19 protein-coding genes are annotated in these 18761 nt (G+C 62.9%); 10 read left to right on the top strand and 9 right to left on the bottom strand.

From position 1 onward, the window contains the following. Positions 1-205 precede the first annotated feature (205 nt). The 4 genes from AC07VU_RS29185 to AC07VU_RS29170 form a co-directional block, all read right to left on the bottom strand. Positions 206-493 carry a YceK/YidQ family lipoprotein gene (locus AC07VU_RS29185; protein ID WP_009051050.1) on the bottom strand — a complete coding sequence of 96 codons (288 nt, stop codon included), beginning with the start codon at positions 491-493 and terminating at the stop codon, positions 206-208. Further along, positions 486-1118 carry a flavin prenyltransferase UbiX gene (gene ubiX, locus AC07VU_RS29180; RefSeq protein ID WP_007927126.1) on the bottom strand — a complete coding sequence of 211 codons (633 nt, stop codon included), beginning with the start codon at positions 1116-1118 and terminating at the stop codon, positions 486-488. The genes AC07VU_RS29185 and ubiX overlap by 8 nt, the downstream gene beginning before the upstream one ends. Continuing rightward, the gene (mpl, locus tag AC07VU_RS29175) at positions 1115-2464 is read right to left on the bottom strand and encodes a UDP-N-acetylmuramate:L-alanyl-gamma-D-glutamyl-meso-diaminopimelate ligase (protein ID WP_009045799.1); all 1350 of its coding nucleotides are present in this window, start codon (positions 2462-2464) and stop codon (positions 1115-1117) included. Before mpl ends, ubiX begins: the two co-directional genes overlap by 4 nt. Before the next feature lie 278 nt (positions 2465-2742). Further along, on the bottom strand, positions 2743-4656 hold the full coding sequence (locus tag AC07VU_RS29170; RefSeq protein WP_495030930.1) for a sigma-54-dependent Fis family transcriptional regulator: 1914 nt from the start codon (positions 4654-4656) through the stop codon (positions 2743-2745). Positions 4657-5085: 429 nt separating this feature from the next. Between AC07VU_RS29170 and exaC the strand changes: the two genes are divergently transcribed. The 9 genes from exaC (at position 5086) to AC07VU_RS29125 (ending at position 14788) form a co-directional block, all read left to right on the top strand. Beyond that, the gene (exaC, locus tag AC07VU_RS29165) at positions 5086-6606 is read left to right on the top strand and encodes an acetaldehyde dehydrogenase ExaC (protein ID WP_457275022.1); all 1521 of its coding nucleotides are present in this window, start codon (positions 5086-5088) and stop codon (positions 6604-6606) included. A 165-nt stretch (positions 6607-6771) separates the two neighbouring features. Continuing rightward, complete coding sequence (eat, locus tag AC07VU_RS29160) at positions 6772-8220, top strand: ethanolamine permease (RefSeq protein ID WP_007924089.1); 1449 nt, start codon at positions 6772-6774, stop codon at positions 8218-8220. Positions 8221-8275: 55 nt separating this feature from the next. Then, positions 8276-9670, top strand: a complete 1395-nt coding sequence (locus AC07VU_RS29155; protein ID WP_277589683.1) for an ethanolamine ammonia-lyase subunit EutB — start codon at positions 8276-8278, stop codon at positions 9668-9670. A gap of 10 nt (positions 9671-9680) precedes the next feature. Next, a complete protein-coding gene (eutC, locus tag AC07VU_RS29150) occupies positions 9681-10505 on the top strand; it encodes an ethanolamine ammonia-lyase subunit EutC (protein ID WP_457275023.1) in 825 nt (274 codons plus the stop codon). A gap of 107 nt (positions 10506-10612) precedes the next feature. Continuing rightward, positions 10613-11071, top strand: a complete 459-nt coding sequence (locus AC07VU_RS29145) for a GNAT family N-acetyltransferase (RefSeq protein ID WP_277589684.1) — start codon at positions 10613-10615, stop codon at positions 11069-11071. Between the two features lie 253 nt (positions 11072-11324). Continuing rightward, entirely contained in the window at positions 11325-11981 is a 657-nt protein-coding gene (locus tag AC07VU_RS29140; protein WP_007924093.1) for a DedA family protein, read from the top strand. Between the two features lie 5 nt (positions 11982-11986). Next, positions 11987-12796: a M90 family metallopeptidase gene (locus AC07VU_RS29135; protein WP_053262809.1), complete on the top strand. Its 810-nt coding sequence runs from the start codon at positions 11987-11989 to the stop codon at positions 12794-12796. 264 nt (positions 12797-13060) lie between these two features. Continuing rightward, complete coding sequence (gene ppa / locus AC07VU_RS29130; protein ID WP_003228599.1) at positions 13061-13588, top strand: inorganic diphosphatase; 528 nt, start codon at positions 13061-13063, stop codon at positions 13586-13588. 807 nt (positions 13589-14395) lie between these two features. Then, positions 14396-14788 (top strand): DUF6124 family protein, encoded by a 393-nt coding sequence (locus AC07VU_RS29125; protein WP_274304786.1) that lies wholly within the window; start codon positions 14396-14398, stop codon positions 14786-14788. 115 nt (positions 14789-14903) lie between these two features. Here AC07VU_RS29125 and AC07VU_RS29120 read toward each other — a convergent pair whose 3' ends face one another. Both AC07VU_RS29120 and AC07VU_RS29115 read right to left on the bottom strand, forming a co-directional pair. Then, complete coding sequence (locus AC07VU_RS29120; protein WP_007924096.1) at positions 14904-15197, bottom strand: addiction module antidote protein; 294 nt, start codon at positions 15195-15197, stop codon at positions 14904-14906. Beyond that, the gene (locus AC07VU_RS29115; protein ID WP_007924097.1) at positions 15194-15493 is read right to left on the bottom strand and encodes a type II toxin-antitoxin system RelE/ParE family toxin; all 300 of its coding nucleotides are present in this window, start codon (positions 15491-15493) and stop codon (positions 15194-15196) included. The genes AC07VU_RS29120 and AC07VU_RS29115 overlap by 4 nt, the downstream gene beginning before the upstream one ends. 171 nt (positions 15494-15664) lie before the next feature. Between AC07VU_RS29115 and AC07VU_RS29110 the strand changes: the two genes are divergently transcribed. Then, positions 15665-16114 (top strand): DUF3828 domain-containing protein, encoded by a 450-nt coding sequence (locus AC07VU_RS29110; protein WP_274304787.1) that lies wholly within the window; start codon positions 15665-15667, stop codon positions 16112-16114. Positions 16115-16138: 24 nt separating this feature from the next. Here the strand turns inward: AC07VU_RS29110 and AC07VU_RS29105 are convergent, their stop codons facing one another. The 3 genes from AC07VU_RS29105 to nirK form a co-directional block, all read right to left on the bottom strand. Next, the gene (locus AC07VU_RS29105) at positions 16139-17143 is read right to left on the bottom strand and encodes a zinc-dependent alcohol dehydrogenase family protein (protein WP_495030929.1); all 1005 of its coding nucleotides are present in this window, start codon (positions 17141-17143) and stop codon (positions 16139-16141) included. Positions 17144-17206: 63 nt separating this feature from the next. Further along, complete coding sequence (locus AC07VU_RS29100) at positions 17207-17506, bottom strand: ArsR/SmtB family transcription factor (RefSeq protein ID WP_007924100.1); 300 nt, start codon at positions 17504-17506, stop codon at positions 17207-17209. A 66-nt stretch (positions 17507-17572) separates the two neighbouring features. After that, a complete protein-coding gene (gene nirK, locus AC07VU_RS29095) occupies positions 17573-18661 on the bottom strand; it encodes a copper-containing nitrite reductase (RefSeq protein ID WP_495030928.1) in 1089 nt (362 codons plus the stop codon). Positions 18662-18761: the final 100 nt, after the last annotated feature.

Below are 18761 nucleotides of genomic sequence, written 5' to 3'. Positions count from 1 at the left end.
AGGATGGCGTGCGGATCGTCGAGTCCGACGAATTGCGCAAGCTGGGCAAATAAACGCCATGGATCGCGCCTGTAGCCGCTGCCGCAGGCTGCGATCGACTGCGCAGCAGGCGCAATCCTGAATACGCGGCTCGCCTGCTCTACCGCGCCGCCCGCCTCTACGGCCGCTGCGCGACCGATCGCAGCCTGCGGCAGCGGCTACAAGGTTACAACCCGCCTGTAGCCTGGAAACCAACCCCCAATACCGTCAGCACCGACAGCGGCAACAGCAGCGTGTCGAGCAAGGCGCTGGCCGGCAGATCGACCCCCGGATAGCTCGGTGCTTCGGCACCGAAGCGATCCATCGGGCAACAACCGCCCTGCATCACATACAGATCCAGGCGCGTCCCGGAATACACCACCGGTGCGCCCGGCTTGGCCGCGTTCAGCGTGCGTGCCGTGGCGCAGCCGCCCAGTTGCAGGGCGACCAGCAGGATCAGCAGCGACTTACTCATCGCTGCTCAGGTGATGCTCGCCCCACCGCGGCAACATGTCTTGCGGGATGTTCAACAGGTTGAGAATCCGCGCCACGACAAAATCCACCAGGTCGTCGATGGTCTGCGGCTGGTGATAGAACCCCGGAGAGGCCGGCAGAATGGTCACGCCCATGTTCGACAGCTTGAGCATGTTTTCCAGGTGAATGCTCGAGTAAGGCGCCTCGCGCGGTACCAGGATCAACTGGCGGCGTTCCTTCAGGGTGACGTCCGCCGCCCGTTCGATCAGGTTGTTGCAGGCGCCCGTGGCGATGGCCGACAAGGTACCGGTGGAGCAAGGCACCACCACCATCGCCGCCGGCGAACCGGAGCCCGAGGCCACCGGCGACATCCAGTCTTCCTTGCCATACACGCGGATCTGCCCGGCTGCCGCACCGGTGTACTCGGTGAGGAAGGCCTGCATGGTCTGCGGCTTGGACGGCAGGGTCACGTCGGTCTCGGTCGCCATCACCAACTGCGCGGCCTTGGAGATCAGGAAGTGCACTTCACGATCTTCGCGCACCAGGCAATCGAGCAGGCGCAGGCCGTACTGGGCGCCCGAGGCGCCGGTCATCGCCAGGGTGATGCGTTCCGGGCCGTTGTTCATCGCAGTGCCTCGGCCAGCTTGCCGTGCAGGCCGCCGAAGCCGCCGTTGCTCATGATCACCACGTGGGTGCCCGGCTTGGCCTGGCTTTTCACCCGCTCGATGATGCCTTCCAGGGAGTCGCTGACAATCGACGGCACGCTGCACAGCGCGGCGGTGGCGCCCAGGTCCCAGCCGAGATTGGCCGGCGCGTACCAGACCACCTGATCGGCCTGGTTGACGCTTTCCGGCAGCCCGTCACGGTGGGCGCCGAGCTTCATGGAGTTGGAGCGCGGCTCGATGATAGCGATCAATGGCGCATCGCCGATGCGCTTGCGCAGGCCATCCAGGGTGGTGGCGATGGCGGTCGGGTGGTGAGCGAAGTCGTCGTAGATGGTGATGCCATGGACTTCAGCCACCTTCTCCATCCGCCGCTTGACGCTCTTGAACGCGCTCAGCGCAGCGATGCCCATGGCCGGCACCACGCCGACATGGCGCGCCGCGGCCAGGGTGGCCAGGGCGTTGGCGACGTTGTGCTGGCCGGTCAGGTCCCACTCGACCACGCCTTGGGCCTCGCCTTCGAACATTACTTCGAACTTCGAGCCGTCTTCGCTGAGTAGCTTGACCTGCCATTGGCCACCCGCTCCGGTGGTTTGCACCGGGGTCCAGCAGCCCATGTCGATCACCCGTTGAAGGGCCGGCTCGGTGGTCGGGTGGATGACCAGGCCTTCGCTCGGGATGGTCCGCACCAAGTGGTGGAACTGCCGCTCGATCGCCGGCAGATCTGGGAAGATGTCTGCGTGATCGAACTCGAGATTGTTCAGGATCGCCGTGCGCGGACGGTAGTGCACGAACTTCGAGCGCTTGTCGAAGAAGGCGCTGTCGTATTCATCGGCCTCGATCACGAAGAACGGCGTGCCGCCCAGGCGGGCCGACACCGAGAAATTCTGCGGCACGCCACCGATCAGGAAGCCCGGGCTCATGCCCGCATGCTCCAGCACCCAGGCCAGCATGCTGCTGGTGGTGGTCTTGCCGTGCGTGCCGGCCACCGCCAGCACCCAACGGCCTTGCAGCACATGGTCGGCCAGCCATTGCGGGCCGGAAACATAGGGCAGGCCCTTGTTCAGCACATATTCCACCGCTGGGTTGCCGCGGGACATGGCATTGCCGATCACCACTAGGTCCGGTGCCGGGTCAAGCTGAGCCGGGTCGTAGCCCTGGGTCAACTCGATGCCCTGAGCTTCGAGCTGGGTGCTCATGGGTGGGTAGACGTTGGCATCGGAGCCGGTGACATGATGGCCCAGTTCTTTGGCCAGAACCGCCATCGAGCCCATGAAGGTGCCGCAAATACCGAGAATATGAATGTGCATAGAAGGCCTCGTAAAACATCGAGGCAGGTTAGCGTAGAGGGCTGCAAATCGCACTCTTTAGCTGATGGGGGAACAGGCTGTTGTCGCTGCCGGAGGTTGTGACCAGTTCTGTGGGGCTTTTGCCGGGGAATCGCTCGAACGCGGCTGGAGCCTTGGACTGCGGTTACCGACGTATCGGCGGCCGCGCCGCCTATCGCGAGCAAGCTTCGCTGCTACAGGTGCGCACTGCTTTGTAGGAGCGAAGCTTGCTCGCGATGAACGATAACCCGGCACCGCGCCTAGCGCGCGATCCCATGCTTGCGCAGCTTTCTATAGAGGGTGTTGCGGCTCACCCCCAGCTGCTCGGCGGTGTGGGTCATATGCCAGCGCTGTTGTTCCAGCGCATTGAGCAAGGCCAGGCGTTCGGCATCGTCCAACGGGTATCCGCCCGCCTCCTCGGCAGCTGTCGGCATCGGTGCCGGGCGGCCCTGGCGAATCATCGCCGGCACATCCTCCAGGCCGATGCGTCCGTCGTCGCAGAGCGCCGCCAGGGTGCGCAATACGTTGCGCAGTTGCCGCACGTTGCCTGGCCAGTGGAAGTCCAGCAGGGCCTGGCGTGCCGGGCCGTCGAGCGAGACCTGCTGGTCGCCGGCCTCTTGCGCCAGGAGAAAATCCAGCAGCTGGGATTTGTCGCTGCGCTCGCGCAGCGCCGGCAAGCTGATTTCCAGGCCATTGAGCCGGTAATACAAATCCTCGCGGAAGCTGCCATCCCGCACCCGCTCCAGCAGGTCCCGGTGAGTGGCGCTGATGATGCGCACGTTGACCGCCTGCGGCTCGCCGCCGATAGGCACCACCATTCGGTCCTCCAGCACCCGCAACAGGCGGGTCTGCAAAGCCAGCGGCATATCGCCGATTTCATCGAGGAACAGCGTGCCACCATCGGCCTGCTGCAACTTGCCGCGCATGCCTTCCTTGCGTGCCCCGGTGAAGGTGCCGCCGCGATAACCGAACAACTCGCTTTCGATCAGGCTTTCGGGAATGGCCGCGCAGTTCAAGGCAACGAAGGCTTTCTCCGCCCGCTGGCTGGCATGGTGCACCGCCTTGGCGAACGCCTCCTTGCCGGAGCCGGTTTCGCCGTTGATCAGCAGCGGCACATCGCGCTCGAACACGCGCAAGGATTTACGGAAGTCATCTTGCAGGGCCGCATCGCCCAGGCAGATCTCGGGCAGGCGCGGACGCTCCAGCACCGCCCTCGGCGGCAGCGGTTGCGGCACGCTGCGCGGCTGGCCACGCAACACCGCGAACAGATGCCGCCCATCACGAGTGCGCAGCGGCCAGCTGGCGCTGGCATTGACACTGGCGCGACCCAGCAACTCGTCCAGCGAGCAGTCGAAAAAGGCTTCCACCGGTTTGCCCAGCAAGCCACCGCGAATATGCCCCAGCAGGTTCAAGGCGCTCTGGTTCACCGCGCTGATCCGCCCTTCTCCGTCGAATGCCAGCAAGCCTTCGCTGAACAAGCCGACGGACTCGGCCTGCAGGTGAAAACGCAGCAACCATTGATTGTCGAAATAGCGCAGGAAATAGCAGCTCTCGATCATCTTCGCCGAGAGATTGACCAGAGCCATGGTGTGGAACTGGCTCTGGCGCGACACATCCGGGCGCGCCGAGGAAACATCGAGCACCGCCAGCAGTTCACCGTGAGGGTCGAACACCGGGCTGGCCGAGCAAGTCAGGCCGGTATGACGGCCACGGAAATGTTCGTCCTGGTGGATGGTCAGGGACTGGCGCTCCACCAGGCAGGTGCCGATACCGTTGGTGCCCTCGCAGGCCTCGCTCCAGTCGGCACCGAGCCAGAGCCCGGCGCGTTCGAAAATCTTGCGCTCGGCGGGCGCGGTGACGCAGTTGAGGATCACCCCCCGGGCGTCGGTCAGCAGCACCGCATGGCCGGCGCCGGACAGCTGCTGGTGCAGGCTGGTCATCTCGTTGCCGGCGATCTGCAGCACCTGCTGCAGGCGTTCGCGGCTTTCCAGCAGACGACCGTGCTCGAGCACGGTGGGCGCCATGCTCAGGGCCGGGTCGAGGTGATAGTCCTCCAGGCAACGCAGCCAGGAGCGGGCGATGGAAGGATCGCTGCCGGGCCCCTGCAGATGGGCCTTGCCTTGGGTCACGGTCAGCACTTGCTGGGCGTGCCGGGTGAGGTGATTGCTGTGCATTTCTTATTGTTCTCCTGCTGCGCTGACCGCTCAGAAGGCACCCACCTGTAGCCGCTGCCGCAGGTTGCGCCAAGCCCCGCAGGGGCTTCCGCGATCTGAAGAGCAGCGCCCGCTTCGCGGTCGTTCGCAGCCTGCGGCAGCGGCTACAGAAGAGTTCTTCAGATCCTCGCGGCCCACCAGCATCCTCCAGCCATGGATGCATTGCAATGCTGCTTCGACCAATGAGCCACAGGCTGTGCCACAAGCGGTACAAAGTGTCACCCGGCCTGTGCCACAACTGCCACATACGCCCGGTACGCAGCCGCTGAAACATTCGTAAACCCTTGATTTTTCTGGCCTGCAACGCAGTGGCCCGGGCTTTGCTCTACGCTTTTACAAGCGCAACAGCGCGTCCTCCCCTATAAGCACAAAAGCCAGGAGATACCCACCATGCGTTATGCACACCCCGGTACTGAAGGCGCTATCGTTTCGTTCAAGAGCAAATACGGTAACTACATCGGCGGCGAATTCGTCGCGCCTGTCAAAGGTCAGTACTTCACCAATACCTCGCCAGTAAACGGCCAACCGATCGCCGAGTTCCCGCGTTCCACCGCCGAAGACATCGAGAAAGCCCTGGACGCCGCCCATGCCGCCGCCGATGCCTGGGGTGCCACCTCGGCACAGGCCCGCTCGCTGATCCTGCTGAAAATCGCCGACCGCATTGAGCAGAACCTCGAACTGCTGGCCGTCACCGAAACCTGGGACAACGGCAAGGCCGTGCGGGAAACCCTCAACGCCGACATTCCCCTGGCCGCCGACCACTTCCGCTACTTCGCTGGCTGCCTGCGGGCCCAGGAAGGCAGCGCCGCGGAAATCGACGGCAACACCGTGGCCTATCACATTCACGAACCGCTGGGCGTGGTCGGGCAGATCATCCCGTGGAACTTCCCGCTGTTGATGGCCGCCTGGAAACTCGCCCCGGCCCTGGCCGCCGGCAACTGCGTGGTACTCAAGCCGGCCGAGCAGACTCCGTTGGGCATCTGCGTGCTGATGGAGCTGATCGGCGACCTGCTGCCGCCGGGCGTGCTCAACGTGGTGCAAGGCTTCGGCAAAGAAGCCGGCGAAGCCCTGGCCACCAGCAAGCGCATCGCCAAGATCGCCTTCACCGGTTCGACGCCGGTGGGCTCGCACATCATGAAATGCGCCGCCGAGAACATCATCCCGTCTACCGTGGAACTGGGCGGCAAGTCGCCGAACATCTTCTTCGCCGACATCATGCAGGCCGAACCGAGCTTCATCGAAAAGGCCGCCGAAGGCCTGGTGCTGGCGTTCTTCAACCAGGGTGAAGTCTGCACCTGCCCGTCGCGCGCCCTGGTGGAAGAGTCGATCTACGACGAGTTCATGCAAGTGGTGATGAAAAAGGTCGAGCAGATCAAGCGCGGCGACCCGCTGGACACCGACACCATGGTCGGCGCCCAGGCGTCCGAGCAGCAGTTCGACAAGATCCTCTCGTACCTGGAAATCGCCAAGGGCGAAGGCGCGCAGCTGCTGACCGGCGGCAAGGTGGAGAAACTCGAGGGCAACCTGGCCAGCGGTTATTACATCCAGCCGACCCTGCTCAAGGGCAACAACAAGATGCGTGTGTTCCAGGAAGAAATCTTCGGCCCGGTGGTAAGCATCACCACCTTCAAGGACGAAGCCGAAGCCCTGGCGATTGCCAACGACACCGAGTTCGGCCTTGGCGCCGGCCTGTGGACCCGCGACATCAACCGCGCCTACCGCATGGGCCGGGCGATCAAGGCCGGTCGTGTGTGGACCAACTGCTACCACCTGTACCCCGCCCACGCGGCGTTCGGCGGTTACAAGAAGTCCGGCGTCGGCCGTGAAACCCACAAGATGATGCTCGACCACTACCAGCAGACCAAAAACCTGCTGGTGAGCTACGACATCAACCCGCTGGGCTTCTTCTAAAAACCAGCAACGCCAGGGACAAGGGTGAAGCCGCCAACGCGGTTTCACCCTTGGGGGCCGCTCGCGCAAGCTCGCGATGACGACCTCAAGGCAGAACACTCCATCGCCTTGCAACACCGATCCGGTCTGCCGACCGGGCACAACAATAAGAACAGGTGAACCCTTATGCCTAGCGAACATACCGGCGTGCAGTCGGCTGGCTCTTCGGTCGACTTTGAAAAAGTCGGCTCCGACTATTTCCAACAACGCGAACTGAAAAAAGGCGCGGCAGGCTGGGTCCTGCTGGTGGGCCTGGGCGTGGCCTACGTCATCTCCGGCGACTACGCAGGCTGGAACTTCGGCCTGGCCCAGGGCGGCTGGGGCGGCATGTTCCTCGCCACCCTGCTGATGGCCACCATGTACCTGTGCATGTGCTTTTCCCTGGCCGAGCTGTCCTCGATGATCCCCACCGCTGGCGGTGGCTACGGTTTCGCCCGCAGCGCCTTCGGCCCCTGGGGTGGCTTCCTCACCGGCACCGCGATCCTCATCGAATATGCGATCGCCCCGGCGGCGATCGCGGTGTTTATCGGCGCCTATTGCCAATCGCTGTTCGGCATCGGCGGCTGGATGATCTACCTGGCGTTCTACATCGTGTTCATCGCCATCCATATCTTCGGGGTCGGCGAGGCACTGAAGCTGATGTTTATCATCACTGCCGTGGCCGCCATCGCCCTGGGCGTATTCCTGGTGGCGATGGTGCCGCACTTCTCGGTGGCCAACCTGCTGGATATCCCGGTCACCGAGGCCGTGGGCGCCAGCAGCTTCCTGCCGTTCGGTTATGTCGGTGTGTGGGCGGCGATTCCCTACGCCATCTGGTTCTTCCTGGCGGTCGAAGGGGTCCCGCTGGCCGCGGAAGAAACCAAGAACCCCAAGCGCGACCTGCCCCGCGGCCTGATCGGCGCCATGCTGGTGCTGCTGAGCTTCGCCCTGCTGATCCTGGTGATCGGCCCCGGTGGCGCGGGTGCCAACGCCCTGCTGACCTCCGGCAACCCGCTGGTGGAAGCCTTGGCCAAGGCCTACGGCGGCTCGACCTGGATGGGCAGCTTCGTCAACCTGGTGGGCCTGGCCGGCCTGATCGCCAGCTTCTTCTCGATCATCTACGCCTACTCGCGGCAGATTTTCGCCCTGTCCCGCGCGGGTTACCTGCCGCGCAAGCTGTCGGAAACCAACAAGAGCAAGGCGCCGGTCCTGGCGCTGGTTATCCCCGGCATCATCGGTTTCGGCCTGTCGCTGACCGGCCAGGGCGACCTACTGATCCTGGTGGCGGTGTTCGGCGCGACCATCTCCTACGTACTGATGATGGCCGCGCACATCACCCTGCGCATCCGCCGCCCCAAAATGGATCGTCCGTACCGCACCCCGGGCGGCATCTTCACCTCCGGCGTGGCCCTGGTACTGGCCTGCATCGCCGTGGTCGCGGGCTTCCTGGTGGATCCGCGGGTGGTCATTGGCGCCGCGATCATCTATGGAGTATTAATTGCTTACTTTGCTTTCTACAGTCGGCATCACTTGGTAGCAGGCACGCCCGAAGAAGAATTCGCGGCCATTCAGAAAGCTGAAGAAGCCTTGCACTAACCGCCGAAAACCTCGACGCAGGGGCCATGTCCCTGCGTCGTCATGGAGAACCTGTATGGCAAGTTTCGCCCACACCGTCGGCGCCCAGACCTACCGCTTCGACAGCCTCAAGGAGGTCATGGCCAAGGCCAGCCCGGCGCGTTCCGGGGACTTCCTGGCCGGCGTCGCCGCCCTCAACGACGGCGAGCGAGTCGCCGCGCAAATGACCCTGGCGGATATTCCGCTCAAGCATTTCCTCGAAGAAGCGCTGATTCCCTACGAGACCGATGAAGTCACCCGGTTGATCATCGACACCCACGACAAGGCCGCCTTCGCCACCGTCAGCCACCTCACGGTCGGCGGCTTTCGCGACTGGCTGCTCAGCGACGCCGCCGACGAACAGAGCCTGCGCGCCCTGGCGCCGGGGCTAACCCCGGAAATGGCCGCCGCCGTGTCGAAGATCATGCGTGTCCAGGACCTGGTGCTGGTGGCGCAGAAGATCCGCGTGGTCACCCGGTTCCGCGGCACCCTGGGCCTGCGTGGGCGGCTGTCGACCCGCCTGCAGCCCAACCATCCGACCGACGAACCGGCGGGCATCGCCGCGAGCATTCTCGACGGCCTGCTCTACGGCAACGGCGACGCCATGATCGGCATCAACCCGGCCACCGACAGCATCGCCTCGATCTGCGCCCTGCTGGAAATGCTCGACGCCATCATCCAGCGTTATGAAATTCCCACCCAGGCCTGCGTGCTGACCCACGTCACCACCTCCATCGAGGCGATCAACCGTGGCGTGCCGCTGGACCTGGTGTTCCAGTCGATCGCCGGCACCGAGGCGGCCAACGCCAGTTTCGGCATCAACCTCAATGTGTTGCAGGAAGGCTACGAGGCCGGCCTGAGCCTCAAGCGCGGCAACCTGGGGCAGAACCTGATGTATTTCGAGACCGGTCAGGGCAGCGCGCTGTCGGCCAACGCCCACTTCGGCGTCGACCAGCAGACCTGCGAAACCCGCGCCTATGCCGTGGCCCGGCACTTCAAGCCGTTCCTGGTGAACACCGTGGTTGGCTTCATCGGCCCGGAGTACCTGTACAACGGCAAGCAGATCATCCGCGCCGGCCTGGAAGACCATTTCTGCGGCAAGCTGCTGGGCGTGCCCATGGGGTGCGACATCTGCTACACCAACCACGCCGAAGCCGACCAGGACGACATGGACACCCTGCTGACCCTGCTGGGCGTGGCCGGGATCAACTTCATCATGGGCATCCCCGGTTCCGACGACATCATGCTCAATTACCAGACCACCTCCTTTCACGACGCGCTCTACGCCCGCCAGACCCTGGGCCTGAAACCGGCGCCAGAGTTCGAGCAGTGGCTGGCGAAAACCGGCATCTTCACCCAGCCCGACGGCAAGGTTCAGTTCGGCCACAACCTGCCGCCGGCCTTCCGCCAGGCGCTGGCACAGCTTCAGTAAGGACAGGCTTATGGACAAACATCCGACCGACAGCCAGAACCCCTGGCTGGAGCTGCGCCGCCTGACCCCGGCGCGTATCGCCCTGGGCCGCACCGGCACCAGCCTGCCCACCGGCGCCCAGCTGGACTTCCAGTTCGCCCACGCCCAGGCCCGCGATGCGGTGCACCTGCCCTTCGACCATGCCGGGCTGAGCAGCCAACTGGCCGAACGCGGCCGCGACAGCCTGCTGCTGCACAGCGCCGCCAGCGATCGCCACAGCTACCTGCAACGCCCGGACCTGGGGCGCAAGCTCAGCGACGATTCGGCCCAGGCCCTGCGCGATCACGCATCCGCCAATCCGGGCGGGGTGGATCTGGCGGTGGTCGTGGCGGACGGTTTGTCGGCGCTGGCGGTGCATCGCCATACCCTGCCGTTTCTCGCCCGTTTTGAAGAACAGACCGCGGCCGAAGGCTGGTCGCTGTCGCCGGTCATCCTCGTGGAACAGGGCCGGGTGGCGGTGGCCGACGAAATCGGCGAGCTGCTCGGGGCGAAAATGACCGTGATCCTGATCGGCGAACGCCCGGGCCTCAGCTCACCGGACAGCCTGGGGCTATATTTCACCTACAACCCGAAGGTCGGGCTCACCGATGCCTATCGCAACTGCATTTCCAATGTGCGCCTGGAGGGCCTGAGCTACGGCATGGCGGCCCACCGCTTGCTGTACCTGATGCGCGAGGCCTGCAGGCGGCAGCTTTCGGGGGTCAACCTGAAAGACGAGGCCCAGGTGAACACCCTGGACAGCGACGCGCCCGACACCCTTAAGGGCAATTTCCTGCTGGGGCCTGCAAAGCCATGACTTTTCGAGACGATTGCGCTTTTTCCAGGCTTTAGGCAGCATCGAAACACGGCTGCCCGAGTAATGAACCGTTTGCCGTCGTATCCATTCGAAGTTGAGGACAACTCATGCGGATTACTCAAGCGACCCTCGAACACCTGGATCTGTTGACCCCCCTGTTCGTCAAATACCGCGAGTTCTATGGCGCCCTACCTTTTCCGGACTCGTCCCGGGCCTTCCTGGAAAAGCGCCTGCGCCGCAAGGAATCGGTGATCTACCTGGCCCTGCCCGACGATGACGACAAGAAACTCCTCGGTTTCTGTCAGCTCTACCCCAGCTTTTCCTCCCTGTCCCTGAAGCGCGTGTGGATCCTCAACGACATCTACGTCGCCGAAGACGCTCGCCGACAACTGGTGGCCGACAACCTGATCCGCACCGCGAAGAAAATGGCCAAGGACACCCAGGCCGTGCGCATGCGTGTCTCCACCAGCAGTGACAACGAAGTGGCGCAGAAAACCTATGAATCCATCGGTTTTCGCGAAGATACCGAATTCAAGAACTACATATTGCCGATCAGCGAGGGCTAAGCCCCCTCTGCAACCGCCCGATCACAACCTTCGACAGTGCCTGGGAAGACGCTGCCGAAGGCCACGATCTTTCGCCTCTGGCCAGCCAGCGCCGTCAAGACATCCCTCGCTACAAACTCAACGCCCATTTCACCTATCAGGTCTTATAATGCCGACCTTTTCGGGGCGTAAGATGAATCTGCGCCAGCTGTAAGTTTTTTGCCCCAGTCATCGCACAGGCCCGCAGAGTCGGGCCGTCACCACAGGTGCCCCAATGGATTTCAACCCGATCGACCTCATCCTCCATCTCGACGTTTACCTCGACATGTTGGTGACCAACTACGGGCCATGGATCTACGCCATCCTGTTCCTGGTGATTTTCTGCGAGACCGGCCTGGTGGTGACGCCGTTCCTGCCTGGCGACTCCCTGCTGTTCATCGCCGGCGCGGTCGCCGCTGGTGGCGCCATGGACCCGGTGCTGCTCGGCGGCCTGCTGATGCTGGCGGCGATCCTCGGCGACAGCACCAACTACATCATCGGGCGAACGGTGGGCGAACGACTGTTCAGCAACCCGAACTCGAAGATCTTCCGCCGCGACTATCTGCAAAAGACCCACGACTTCTACGACCGCCACGGCGGCAAAACCGTGACCCTGGCGCGTTTCCTGCCGATCATCCGTACCTTTGCACCCTTCGTCGCCGGCGTGGCGAAAATGCCTTACCCGCGTTTCTTCGCCTTCAGCGTGGCCGGCACCATCCTGTGGGTCGGCGGCCTGGTGACCCTGGGCTATTTCTTCGGCAACGTGCCGTTCATCAAGAAAAACCTGTCGCTGCTGGTGGTGGGCATCATCCTGCTGTCGCTGGTGCCGATGATCATCGGCGTGGTGCGCAGCCGCCTGGGCCGCTCGGCGGCAAAGGCTGAAAGCCACTGATCGCTATGTGGCCCCTCAGTGCCTGGCGCCGCCGGCGTCGGCTGGCCAAGCACCCGGTTGCCGATGAAATGTGGCAACGGGTGCGCCAGCACCTGCCCTTTCTCGACGGCCTGAGCGATGCCGAGGACCAGTGGTTGCGGGAAACCAGCGTGCTGTTTCTCGACGACAAGCACCTGAGCGCCCTGCCCGGGGTCGAGCTGCACCAGTTCGAACGCCTGCTGCTGGCCGCCCAGGCCCAGTTGCCGCTGTTGCACCTGGGGGATTTGAACTGGTACCAGGGCTTCCACGAAATCGTCCTCTACCCCGACGACTTCCTCAGCCCCCAGCGCCATCGCGATGCCAGTGGCGTCGAACATGAATGGGACGGCGAACACAGCGGCGAAGCCTGGCAACAGGGGCCGATCATCCTGGCCTGGCCCGGCGTGCTCGCCAGCGGCGGCTGGGAAGCCTACAACCTGGTGATCCACGAACTGGCGCACAAGCTGGACATGCTCAACGGCGATGCCAACGGCCTGCCGCCGCTGCACAGCGACATGCGCATCAGCGACTGGGCGCAGGTGATGCAGGCGGCCTACGACGACCTCAACCGCCAGCTCGACCACAACCCGGACGCCGAAACCGCCATCGACCCTTACGCCGCGGAAAACCCCGCGGAGTTCTTCGCCGTCACCAGCGAATACTTCTTCAGCGCCCCGGATCTGCTGCACGAGGCCTATCCGAAGGTCTACCAGCAACTGCAGCTGTTTTACCGGCAGAATCCCCTGGCCCGGCTCCAGCAATTGCAGGCCAGCGACCCGCACTACCAGCAACACTGAGGCGTCCTGCCGGAACGCGCCCGCTGGCGAAATAATCGTCGATCCTGACGGGTGTCTCTGAACTAAACAGGCTGCGGCGACTCTTCTTTTCGCAAGCAATCGAGCGTCGACCGACGGCTCCTGCACAGGGTTCGCGGCGTTTGGCCCAAGGCGTCCATACGTCCTTCGGTACGTGGCATAGCCCTTGGAATATGCCTATAATCGCCGCCACTTTTTGGTCAATCCGGCCAAGACATTTTGGTCAACTAACGGGGGCATCGCCCAATGAGCTACAGCAAGATTCCGGCTGGCAAAGACCTGCCGAACGACATCTACGTCGCAATCGAGATTCCGGCCAACCACGCGCCGATCAAATACGAAATCGACAAAGACAGCGATTGCCTGTTCGTTGACCGTTTCATGGCCACCCCGATGTTCTACCCGGCCAACTACGGCTACATCCCGAACACCCTGGCCGACGACGGCGACCCCCTCGACGTGCTGGTCGTGACCCCTTACCCGGTGGCTCCAGGCTCGGTCATCCGCGCCCGTCCGGTCGGCATCCTGAACATGACCGACGACGGCGGCGGCGATGCCAAAGTCATCGCTGTTCCACACGACAAGCTGTCCCAGCTGTATGTCGACGTGAAGGAATACACCGACCTGCCGCCGCTGCTGATTCAGCAGATCGAGCACTTCTTCGCGAACTACAAAGATCTCGAAAAAGGCAAATGGGTGAAGATCGAAGGCTGGGACGGCGCCGACGCCGCCCGCGCCGCGATCACGAAGTCGGTTGCCGCCTACAAAGGCTAAGCAGCTGCAAGCTTCCAGCGCCAAGCTTCAAGAAAAAGCCCTGCTGACCCGGGGCTTTTTTGTGCCTGTCGAATCCCCTCCCCGTAGGAGCGAGGCTTGCCCGCGATCCCCCCAGAACAACACTCCATCCCCCGCCAATCACACCCTCCGATACAAAACGCCTCTGCTTTTCACCCTCGTCACAGGCTCCGGCTAACGCTTTGCGCTGGGAATTCTCTTCGAATATCAGTATGCTGCGCCCCACCTTTGCGCATCGACCTGTTCAACCGGTCAGATCCGCCCGACGCGGCAGATGATTTTCTCGCCAAGTCCCACAGCCAGCCGCAAGAGCTGGGTGTACGTTTTGCAGGCTGGTGCGGTTTACCAAAAATGAACCAAGCCAGTCCCCGAGAAGCCGGCCACAAGCCGGCTTTTTAATGCCTGGAAAACCCTGTTCAATGCGCAACCCGACGGAATCGGACAGGTCATCAGCCCCCGCTTCTGCCCCGACAAAAGTAAGGCTCTTCGCTTTCTATTGAGCGACTTTTCCTAGAAACTCCCACCCGCTTGCGCCTGTGAAACCTGCTGTCTAGGCTCGGCCTGTCACTGCTTATTCAGTGATCGGGTTTAGCAGCTCGAAACATCACATTGGGCGCATCGATGTCACCGGTCGGTAGATTTTTTATTCTGCCTGTCATGGTGGCTGTGCGCAGGGCATCTTCGGATGCGCCGGTTTTCCAATGTGACCGGCCTGCTAACCTGCGTACAGCTGCCACCCCATCGTTTAGCAGCGACATTTGGCAGCTCCACTCACGTTGGAGATGCACCATGAAAAAGCTTGTTCCCGATCCGCCCATGCCCCTGCCCGAGCAATTCAGAACCCCCGAACACGATCTCGCCACCCAGCGCATCCGCCTGGCCCTGGCCGCGAACACCGCTGAAACCTCAATCCTCGGCAACCTGAAAGCCACCGTCCCGACAGCCGTGGGCCGTGACGCCCTGTTCAGCGTCCGCCCCGGCGTCAGCGCCGAAGAAGCCTTGGTGCATGTGTCGCTGCTACTGGATTGCGCAGTACAGGTCAGCGACGAGATCAGCGAACGCGCCAGCGGTGTGGAGCGCGGGCTGATTTGGTCGATGATCCACTCGGTGGAGATGGCCAATGCCGTAGTGAGCGCGTTGCTCGACGCCAACCGGCCGGCCGAGGCTGGCGCGGGGCGTTAAAAATCGGCGAACACTGGAACGGGGCGAAGCTCATTCGCCCCGTGCGCCATGAGTTCCCGCCTGGCGCTGGACAGGGCCGCCCACCCCGACATTGGCGGCTCGACCCGGCCATCAATCAAGACGCCCCATGCACCCGCGCCGTCATGTCCAACCCCAGTGCACGCATCACCGCCAGCAGGGTCTTCAGGGTCGGGTTGCCCTTGTCGCTGAATGAGCGATACAGCTGCTCGCGGGACAGCCCGGTTTCATGGGCCAGCTCAGTCATGCCCTTGGCCCGCGCCACCACACCCAGGGCTTTGGCGATGTAGCCGGCATCGCCGGTTTCAAAGGCGTCCGCCATGAACAGGGCGATGGCTTGCGGGTCGCGCAAGGCCGTGGCGGGGTCATAGTCGAATAGCGGTTCGTTCATGATCGGCTCCAACGACGGGCCAGGTATTTGGCCAGTTCGATATCGCGGCTCTGGCGACTCTTGTCGCCGCCGCACAACAGAATGACGAGTTGCAAGCCGCGCTGCTGGAAGTAAACCCGGTAGCCCGGCCCGTAATGGATGCGCAACTCACTGACGCCTTCGCCCACCGGGGACACGTCCCCGGCAAGACCGTTGGCCAGGCGAAAAATCCGCGCAGCAATCAACGCCCTGGCTCTGGAATCCTTGAGCCTGTTTTCCCACTCCATAAAGGTCGCGGTCTGTTTGATCTCGATCATCCCGCGACTGTAGTTTGAAGACTACAGCATTTGAAAGCGTATTTGTATTGCAAAGCGCTGCCAACGCACAGGCAGATAGCGATCCGGGCCACAGCGTGTTGAAATCGAGCACTCGGCCATAAACCTGATGTCTCAACGGCTCAATGTCTTAACTCCTGTAAGGACGTCCCCATGAGAAAGCTGTTCCCCCTGCTGCTCCTCGCCGCGGCTTTCCATCAACCCCTCGCGCTCGCCGACTGCGCCAGCTCGCCCAAGCCGGTGGCCGAGGCTTTCTACAACTGGTACCTACAGAGTTTCAGCAACGAAAAAGACCCGATCACCGATGACCTGCCGCACCTGCAGCAGTACGTCACGCAAACGCTGATCGAACGGATCAAGAAACAGATGAGCAGCCCCGAGGGCCTGGAAGAGGACTACTTCCTCAAGACCCAGGACTACATGGATGAGTGGCTGACCCAGATCAAGGTCAGCGAACCGCAGGTGCAAGGCGCCTCGGCGCGCGAGTCGGTGACCCTGGGCAATACGCCGGACACCACGCAGATCGTCGACCTGCTGCTGGTCAAGGACAAAGGCTGCTGGAAGATCAACGAGGTGCTGGCCACCACGGATCAGAGTGAGTGATCCGCGGCGGCCGGCCAGGCAGGATCAGATATCGAGAATGATCTTGCCGAAGTGCTGGTTGCTTTCCTGGTAGCGGAAGGCATCGACCATCGCGTCCAGGGCGAAGTGCTTGTCGAGGATCGGATGCATGCCGTTGGCGTCGATCGCGCGGACCATGTCCTGCTGCTGCCGGCGGCTACCCACCAGCACGCCTTGCAGACGTAGTTGCTTGACCAGCGCGGTGACGATCGGGAACTCACCGGCAACCCCGGTCAGGATGCCGATCACCGAGATATGGCCACCGACCCGCGCGGCGATCATCGACTGCTCCAGGGTGGAGGGGCCGCCCACTTCGATCACATGGTCGACGCCACGGCCGGCGGTGAGCTTCTGCACGGTCTCGCCCCAGGCCGGGTCCTGGCGGTAGTTGATCAGGTGATCGGCGCCGAGGGCTTTCAAGCGTTCCAGCTTGGCATCGCTGGACGAGGTAGCGATCACGGTAGCGCCGAGCATCTTGGCGAATTGCAGGGCGAAGATCGACACGCCGCCAGTGCCTTGCACCAGCACGGTATCTCCAGCGGTCACGCGGCCGTCGTCCACCAGCGCGCGCCAGGCGGTAAGGCCGGCGGTGGTGAGGGTCGCCGCTTCGGCGTGGTTCCAGCCCTTGGGCGCACGGGTGAAGGCGGTGGCGCGGGCGGTGACGACTTCCCGGGCGTAACCATCCAGGCCATCGCCCGGCACCGTGGCGAAACCTATGACATTGGGCCGGCCGTCCAGCCATTCGGGGAAGAAGGTGCTGACCACCGAGTCGCCAACGGCGAATTCACTGACACCCTCGCCCACCGCTACCACTTCACCGGCGCCATCGGCCATCGGGATGCGCGACTCAGTCGGCCCCCACATGCCGCTGACCACTGCGAAATCGTGGTAGTTGAGGGAGCTGGCGCGCAGGCGCACGGTGATTTCGCCCGCTTGTGGCGCCGCGGCCGGCGCCTCGCCGACCACTACGTTGTCATAGCCACCACCGGGTTGTACGTAGATTGCTTTCATGAACAGATCCTCCTGGGTTGCCTTTTCATTTCGAAAAATAACGAAATGTTCAAGTAAAAAAACTCAGAGTTCGCGCTTCAGTTGCTCGGCAAAAGCAGCAATGGCCGCTTCGTTACGGCGAAAGTAAGTCCATTTGCCGATACGCGTGGCCTCGACCAGCCCGGCCTGCTGCAGGATCGCCAGATGGCTGGACGTGCTGGACGCCGAAAGCGCGGCCTTGTGCTGCAGGTGAGTCATGCAGATGCCGATTTCTTTCGGCGCGTCATGTCCCTGGGGCGGGAAGTTACCTTCCGGGTCCTTCAGCCATTCGAGCATCTGCATACGAATGTCGCTGGCCAGGGCTTTGATTTGGTCGATGAGCATGGCGAGAATATTACGGACTTTTACGAAATGTTCAAGATCCGAGCAATATCCCCGCCCGCCCACCTATCACTTGCTCTCGACGATCGGCCCCGGCGCTTTCACCTGGGTCATCAGGTCATCGTCCCACTGCCCTTCCACCTTGATCTGGGCCAGGGCCCCCAGTTCCATGGCCTCGATCAGGTTGTGGCTGAGGTACACGTAGGTACCCGGCTGCTTGAAGGTGTACAGCGCCGCGACCGCGGAGCCGCCGGGGATAAACCAGGTTTCCATGTTGCGTTGCGGCGGGTTGGCGAATTTGCCGGTGGTCCAGACCCAGTCCCCATGGCCGCCAATCAGGTGCGGACGGCTGTCGCGGTTGGCCTGGAAATGGATGAACAGCACGCTTTCACCGACCTTTGAGGTCAGCGCGTTGGCACCGGTCAGGGCGCCGACACGGCCGTTGAACACCACGTGGCTCGGAGTCAGGGTGCGCATGACCGCACGGGTGTCCTGGTAGCTGGACGCCAGGTCCGGGTAGTCCTTGTAGTGGCCGTTCTTGTCCTTGGGGATATACAGGTCGGACTCGCCTATGGTGTAGACGCGGTCGTAATGCAGGGGCTTGCCCTGAGGATCGCGCAGACCGTCACGGGGCAGCACCATCAGTGCACCGTTCATGCCCGACACCACGTGCCACGGCACCATGCCTTGCGGCGCGCAGTGATAGACAAAGGTACCGCTGCGATCAGCCTTGAAACGCAGCACCACTTCCTGCCCCGGCACCACCTGGGTCAGGCCCGCCCCGCCCAGGGCGCCGGTGGCCGCATGAAAGTCGACGTTATGGGGCATGCTGTTGGTCGCGGGATTGACCAGCGTCAGCTCCACATAGTCACCCTCATGCACCACCAGCGTCGGGCCAGGCATGGACCCGTTGAAGGTCATGGCCTGGAGCGTGGTGCCCTGGTCGTCGATGACCATTTTTTTCTCTTCGATACTCATGCGGAACTGCACCACCTTGGGCGGCCCGTTGACCACTTGCTCATGTGGATGAACCAGCGGCGGTGCGACCAGCTCGACCTGCACCCGCTGCAAACCCTCTGCCCCACCGGCCAGGACCAGGCTGCTGGTACAGCTGCCAAGCAGCACACAGGCCCCCAATACACTTCGAAAAACACTCATTGCAGCTTCTCCTTGCCAATCAACGATGGGGCATTGCAAGGCAAGTGCGCGCAACTTTCCTTGTCGTAAAGCAAGAAATGGCGACAGAAGGTCGACCCGC

This window comes from Pseudomonas sp. GW821-FHT02B10 (assembly GCF_059421865.1).
This window is presented reverse-complemented; position numbering and strand designations above follow the sequence as displayed.

Bases quoted from the DNA above. Each gene is read 5' to 3' on its own strand.
- AC07VU_RS29105 (WP_495030929.1), bottom strand. From the start codon at position 17,143: ATGAAAGCAATCTACGTACAACCCGGTGGTGGCTATGACAACGTAGTG.
- mpl (WP_009045799.1), bottom strand. From the start codon at position 2,464: ATGCACATTCATATTCTCGGTATTTGCGGCACCTTCATGGGCTCGATG.
- AC07VU_RS29110 (WP_274304787.1), top strand. From the start codon at position 15,665: ATGAGAAAGCTGTTCCCCCTGCTGCTCCTCGCCGCGGCTTTCCATCAA.
- AC07VU_RS29145 (WP_277589684.1), top strand. From the start codon at position 10,613: ATGCGGATTACTCAAGCGACCCTCGAACACCTGGATCTGTTGACCCCC.
- AC07VU_RS29100 (WP_007924100.1), bottom strand. From the start codon at position 17,506: ATGCTCATCGACCAAATCAAAGCCCTGGCCAGCGACATTCGTATGCAG.
- AC07VU_RS29155 (WP_277589683.1), top strand. From the start codon at position 8,276: ATGGCAAGTTTCGCCCACACCGTCGGCGCCCAGACCTACCGCTTCGAC.
- ppa (WP_003228599.1), top strand. From the start codon at position 13,061: ATGAGCTACAGCAAGATTCCGGCTGGCAAAGACCTGCCGAACGACATC.
- AC07VU_RS29120 (WP_007924096.1), bottom strand. From the start codon at position 15,197: ATGAACGAACCGCTATTCGACTATGACCCCGCCACGGCCTTGCGCGAC.
- nirK (WP_495030928.1), bottom strand. From the start codon at position 18,661: ATGAGTGTTTTTCGAAGTGTATTGGGGGCCTGTGTGCTGCTTGGCAGC.
- AC07VU_RS29125 (WP_274304786.1), top strand. From the start codon at position 14,396: ATGAAAAAGCTTGTTCCCGATCCGCCCATGCCCCTGCCCGAGCAATTC.
- AC07VU_RS29170 (WP_495030930.1), bottom strand. From the start codon at position 4,656: ATGCACAGCAATCACCTCACCCGGCACGCCCAGCAAGTGCTGACCGTG.
- AC07VU_RS29135 (WP_053262809.1), top strand. From the start codon at position 11,987: ATGTGGCCCCTCAGTGCCTGGCGCCGCCGGCGTCGGCTGGCCAAGCAC.
- eutC (WP_457275023.1), top strand. From the start codon at position 9,681: ATGGACAAACATCCGACCGACAGCCAGAACCCCTGGCTGGAGCTGCGC.
- exaC (WP_457275022.1), top strand. From the start codon at position 5,086: ATGCGTTATGCACACCCCGGTACTGAAGGCGCTATCGTTTCGTTCAAG.
- AC07VU_RS29140 (WP_007924093.1), top strand. From the start codon at position 11,325: ATGGATTTCAACCCGATCGACCTCATCCTCCATCTCGACGTTTACCTC.
- eat (WP_007924089.1), top strand. From the start codon at position 6,772: ATGCCTAGCGAACATACCGGCGTGCAGTCGGCTGGCTCTTCGGTCGAC.
- AC07VU_RS29185 (WP_009051050.1), bottom strand. From the start codon at position 493: ATGAGTAAGTCGCTGCTGATCCTGCTGGTCGCCCTGCAACTGGGCGGC.
- AC07VU_RS29115 (WP_007924097.1), bottom strand. From the start codon at position 15,493: ATGATCGAGATCAAACAGACCGCGACCTTTATGGAGTGGGAAAACAGG.
- ubiX (WP_007927126.1), bottom strand. From the start codon at position 1,118: ATGAACAACGGCCCGGAACGCATCACCCTGGCGATGACCGGCGCCTCG.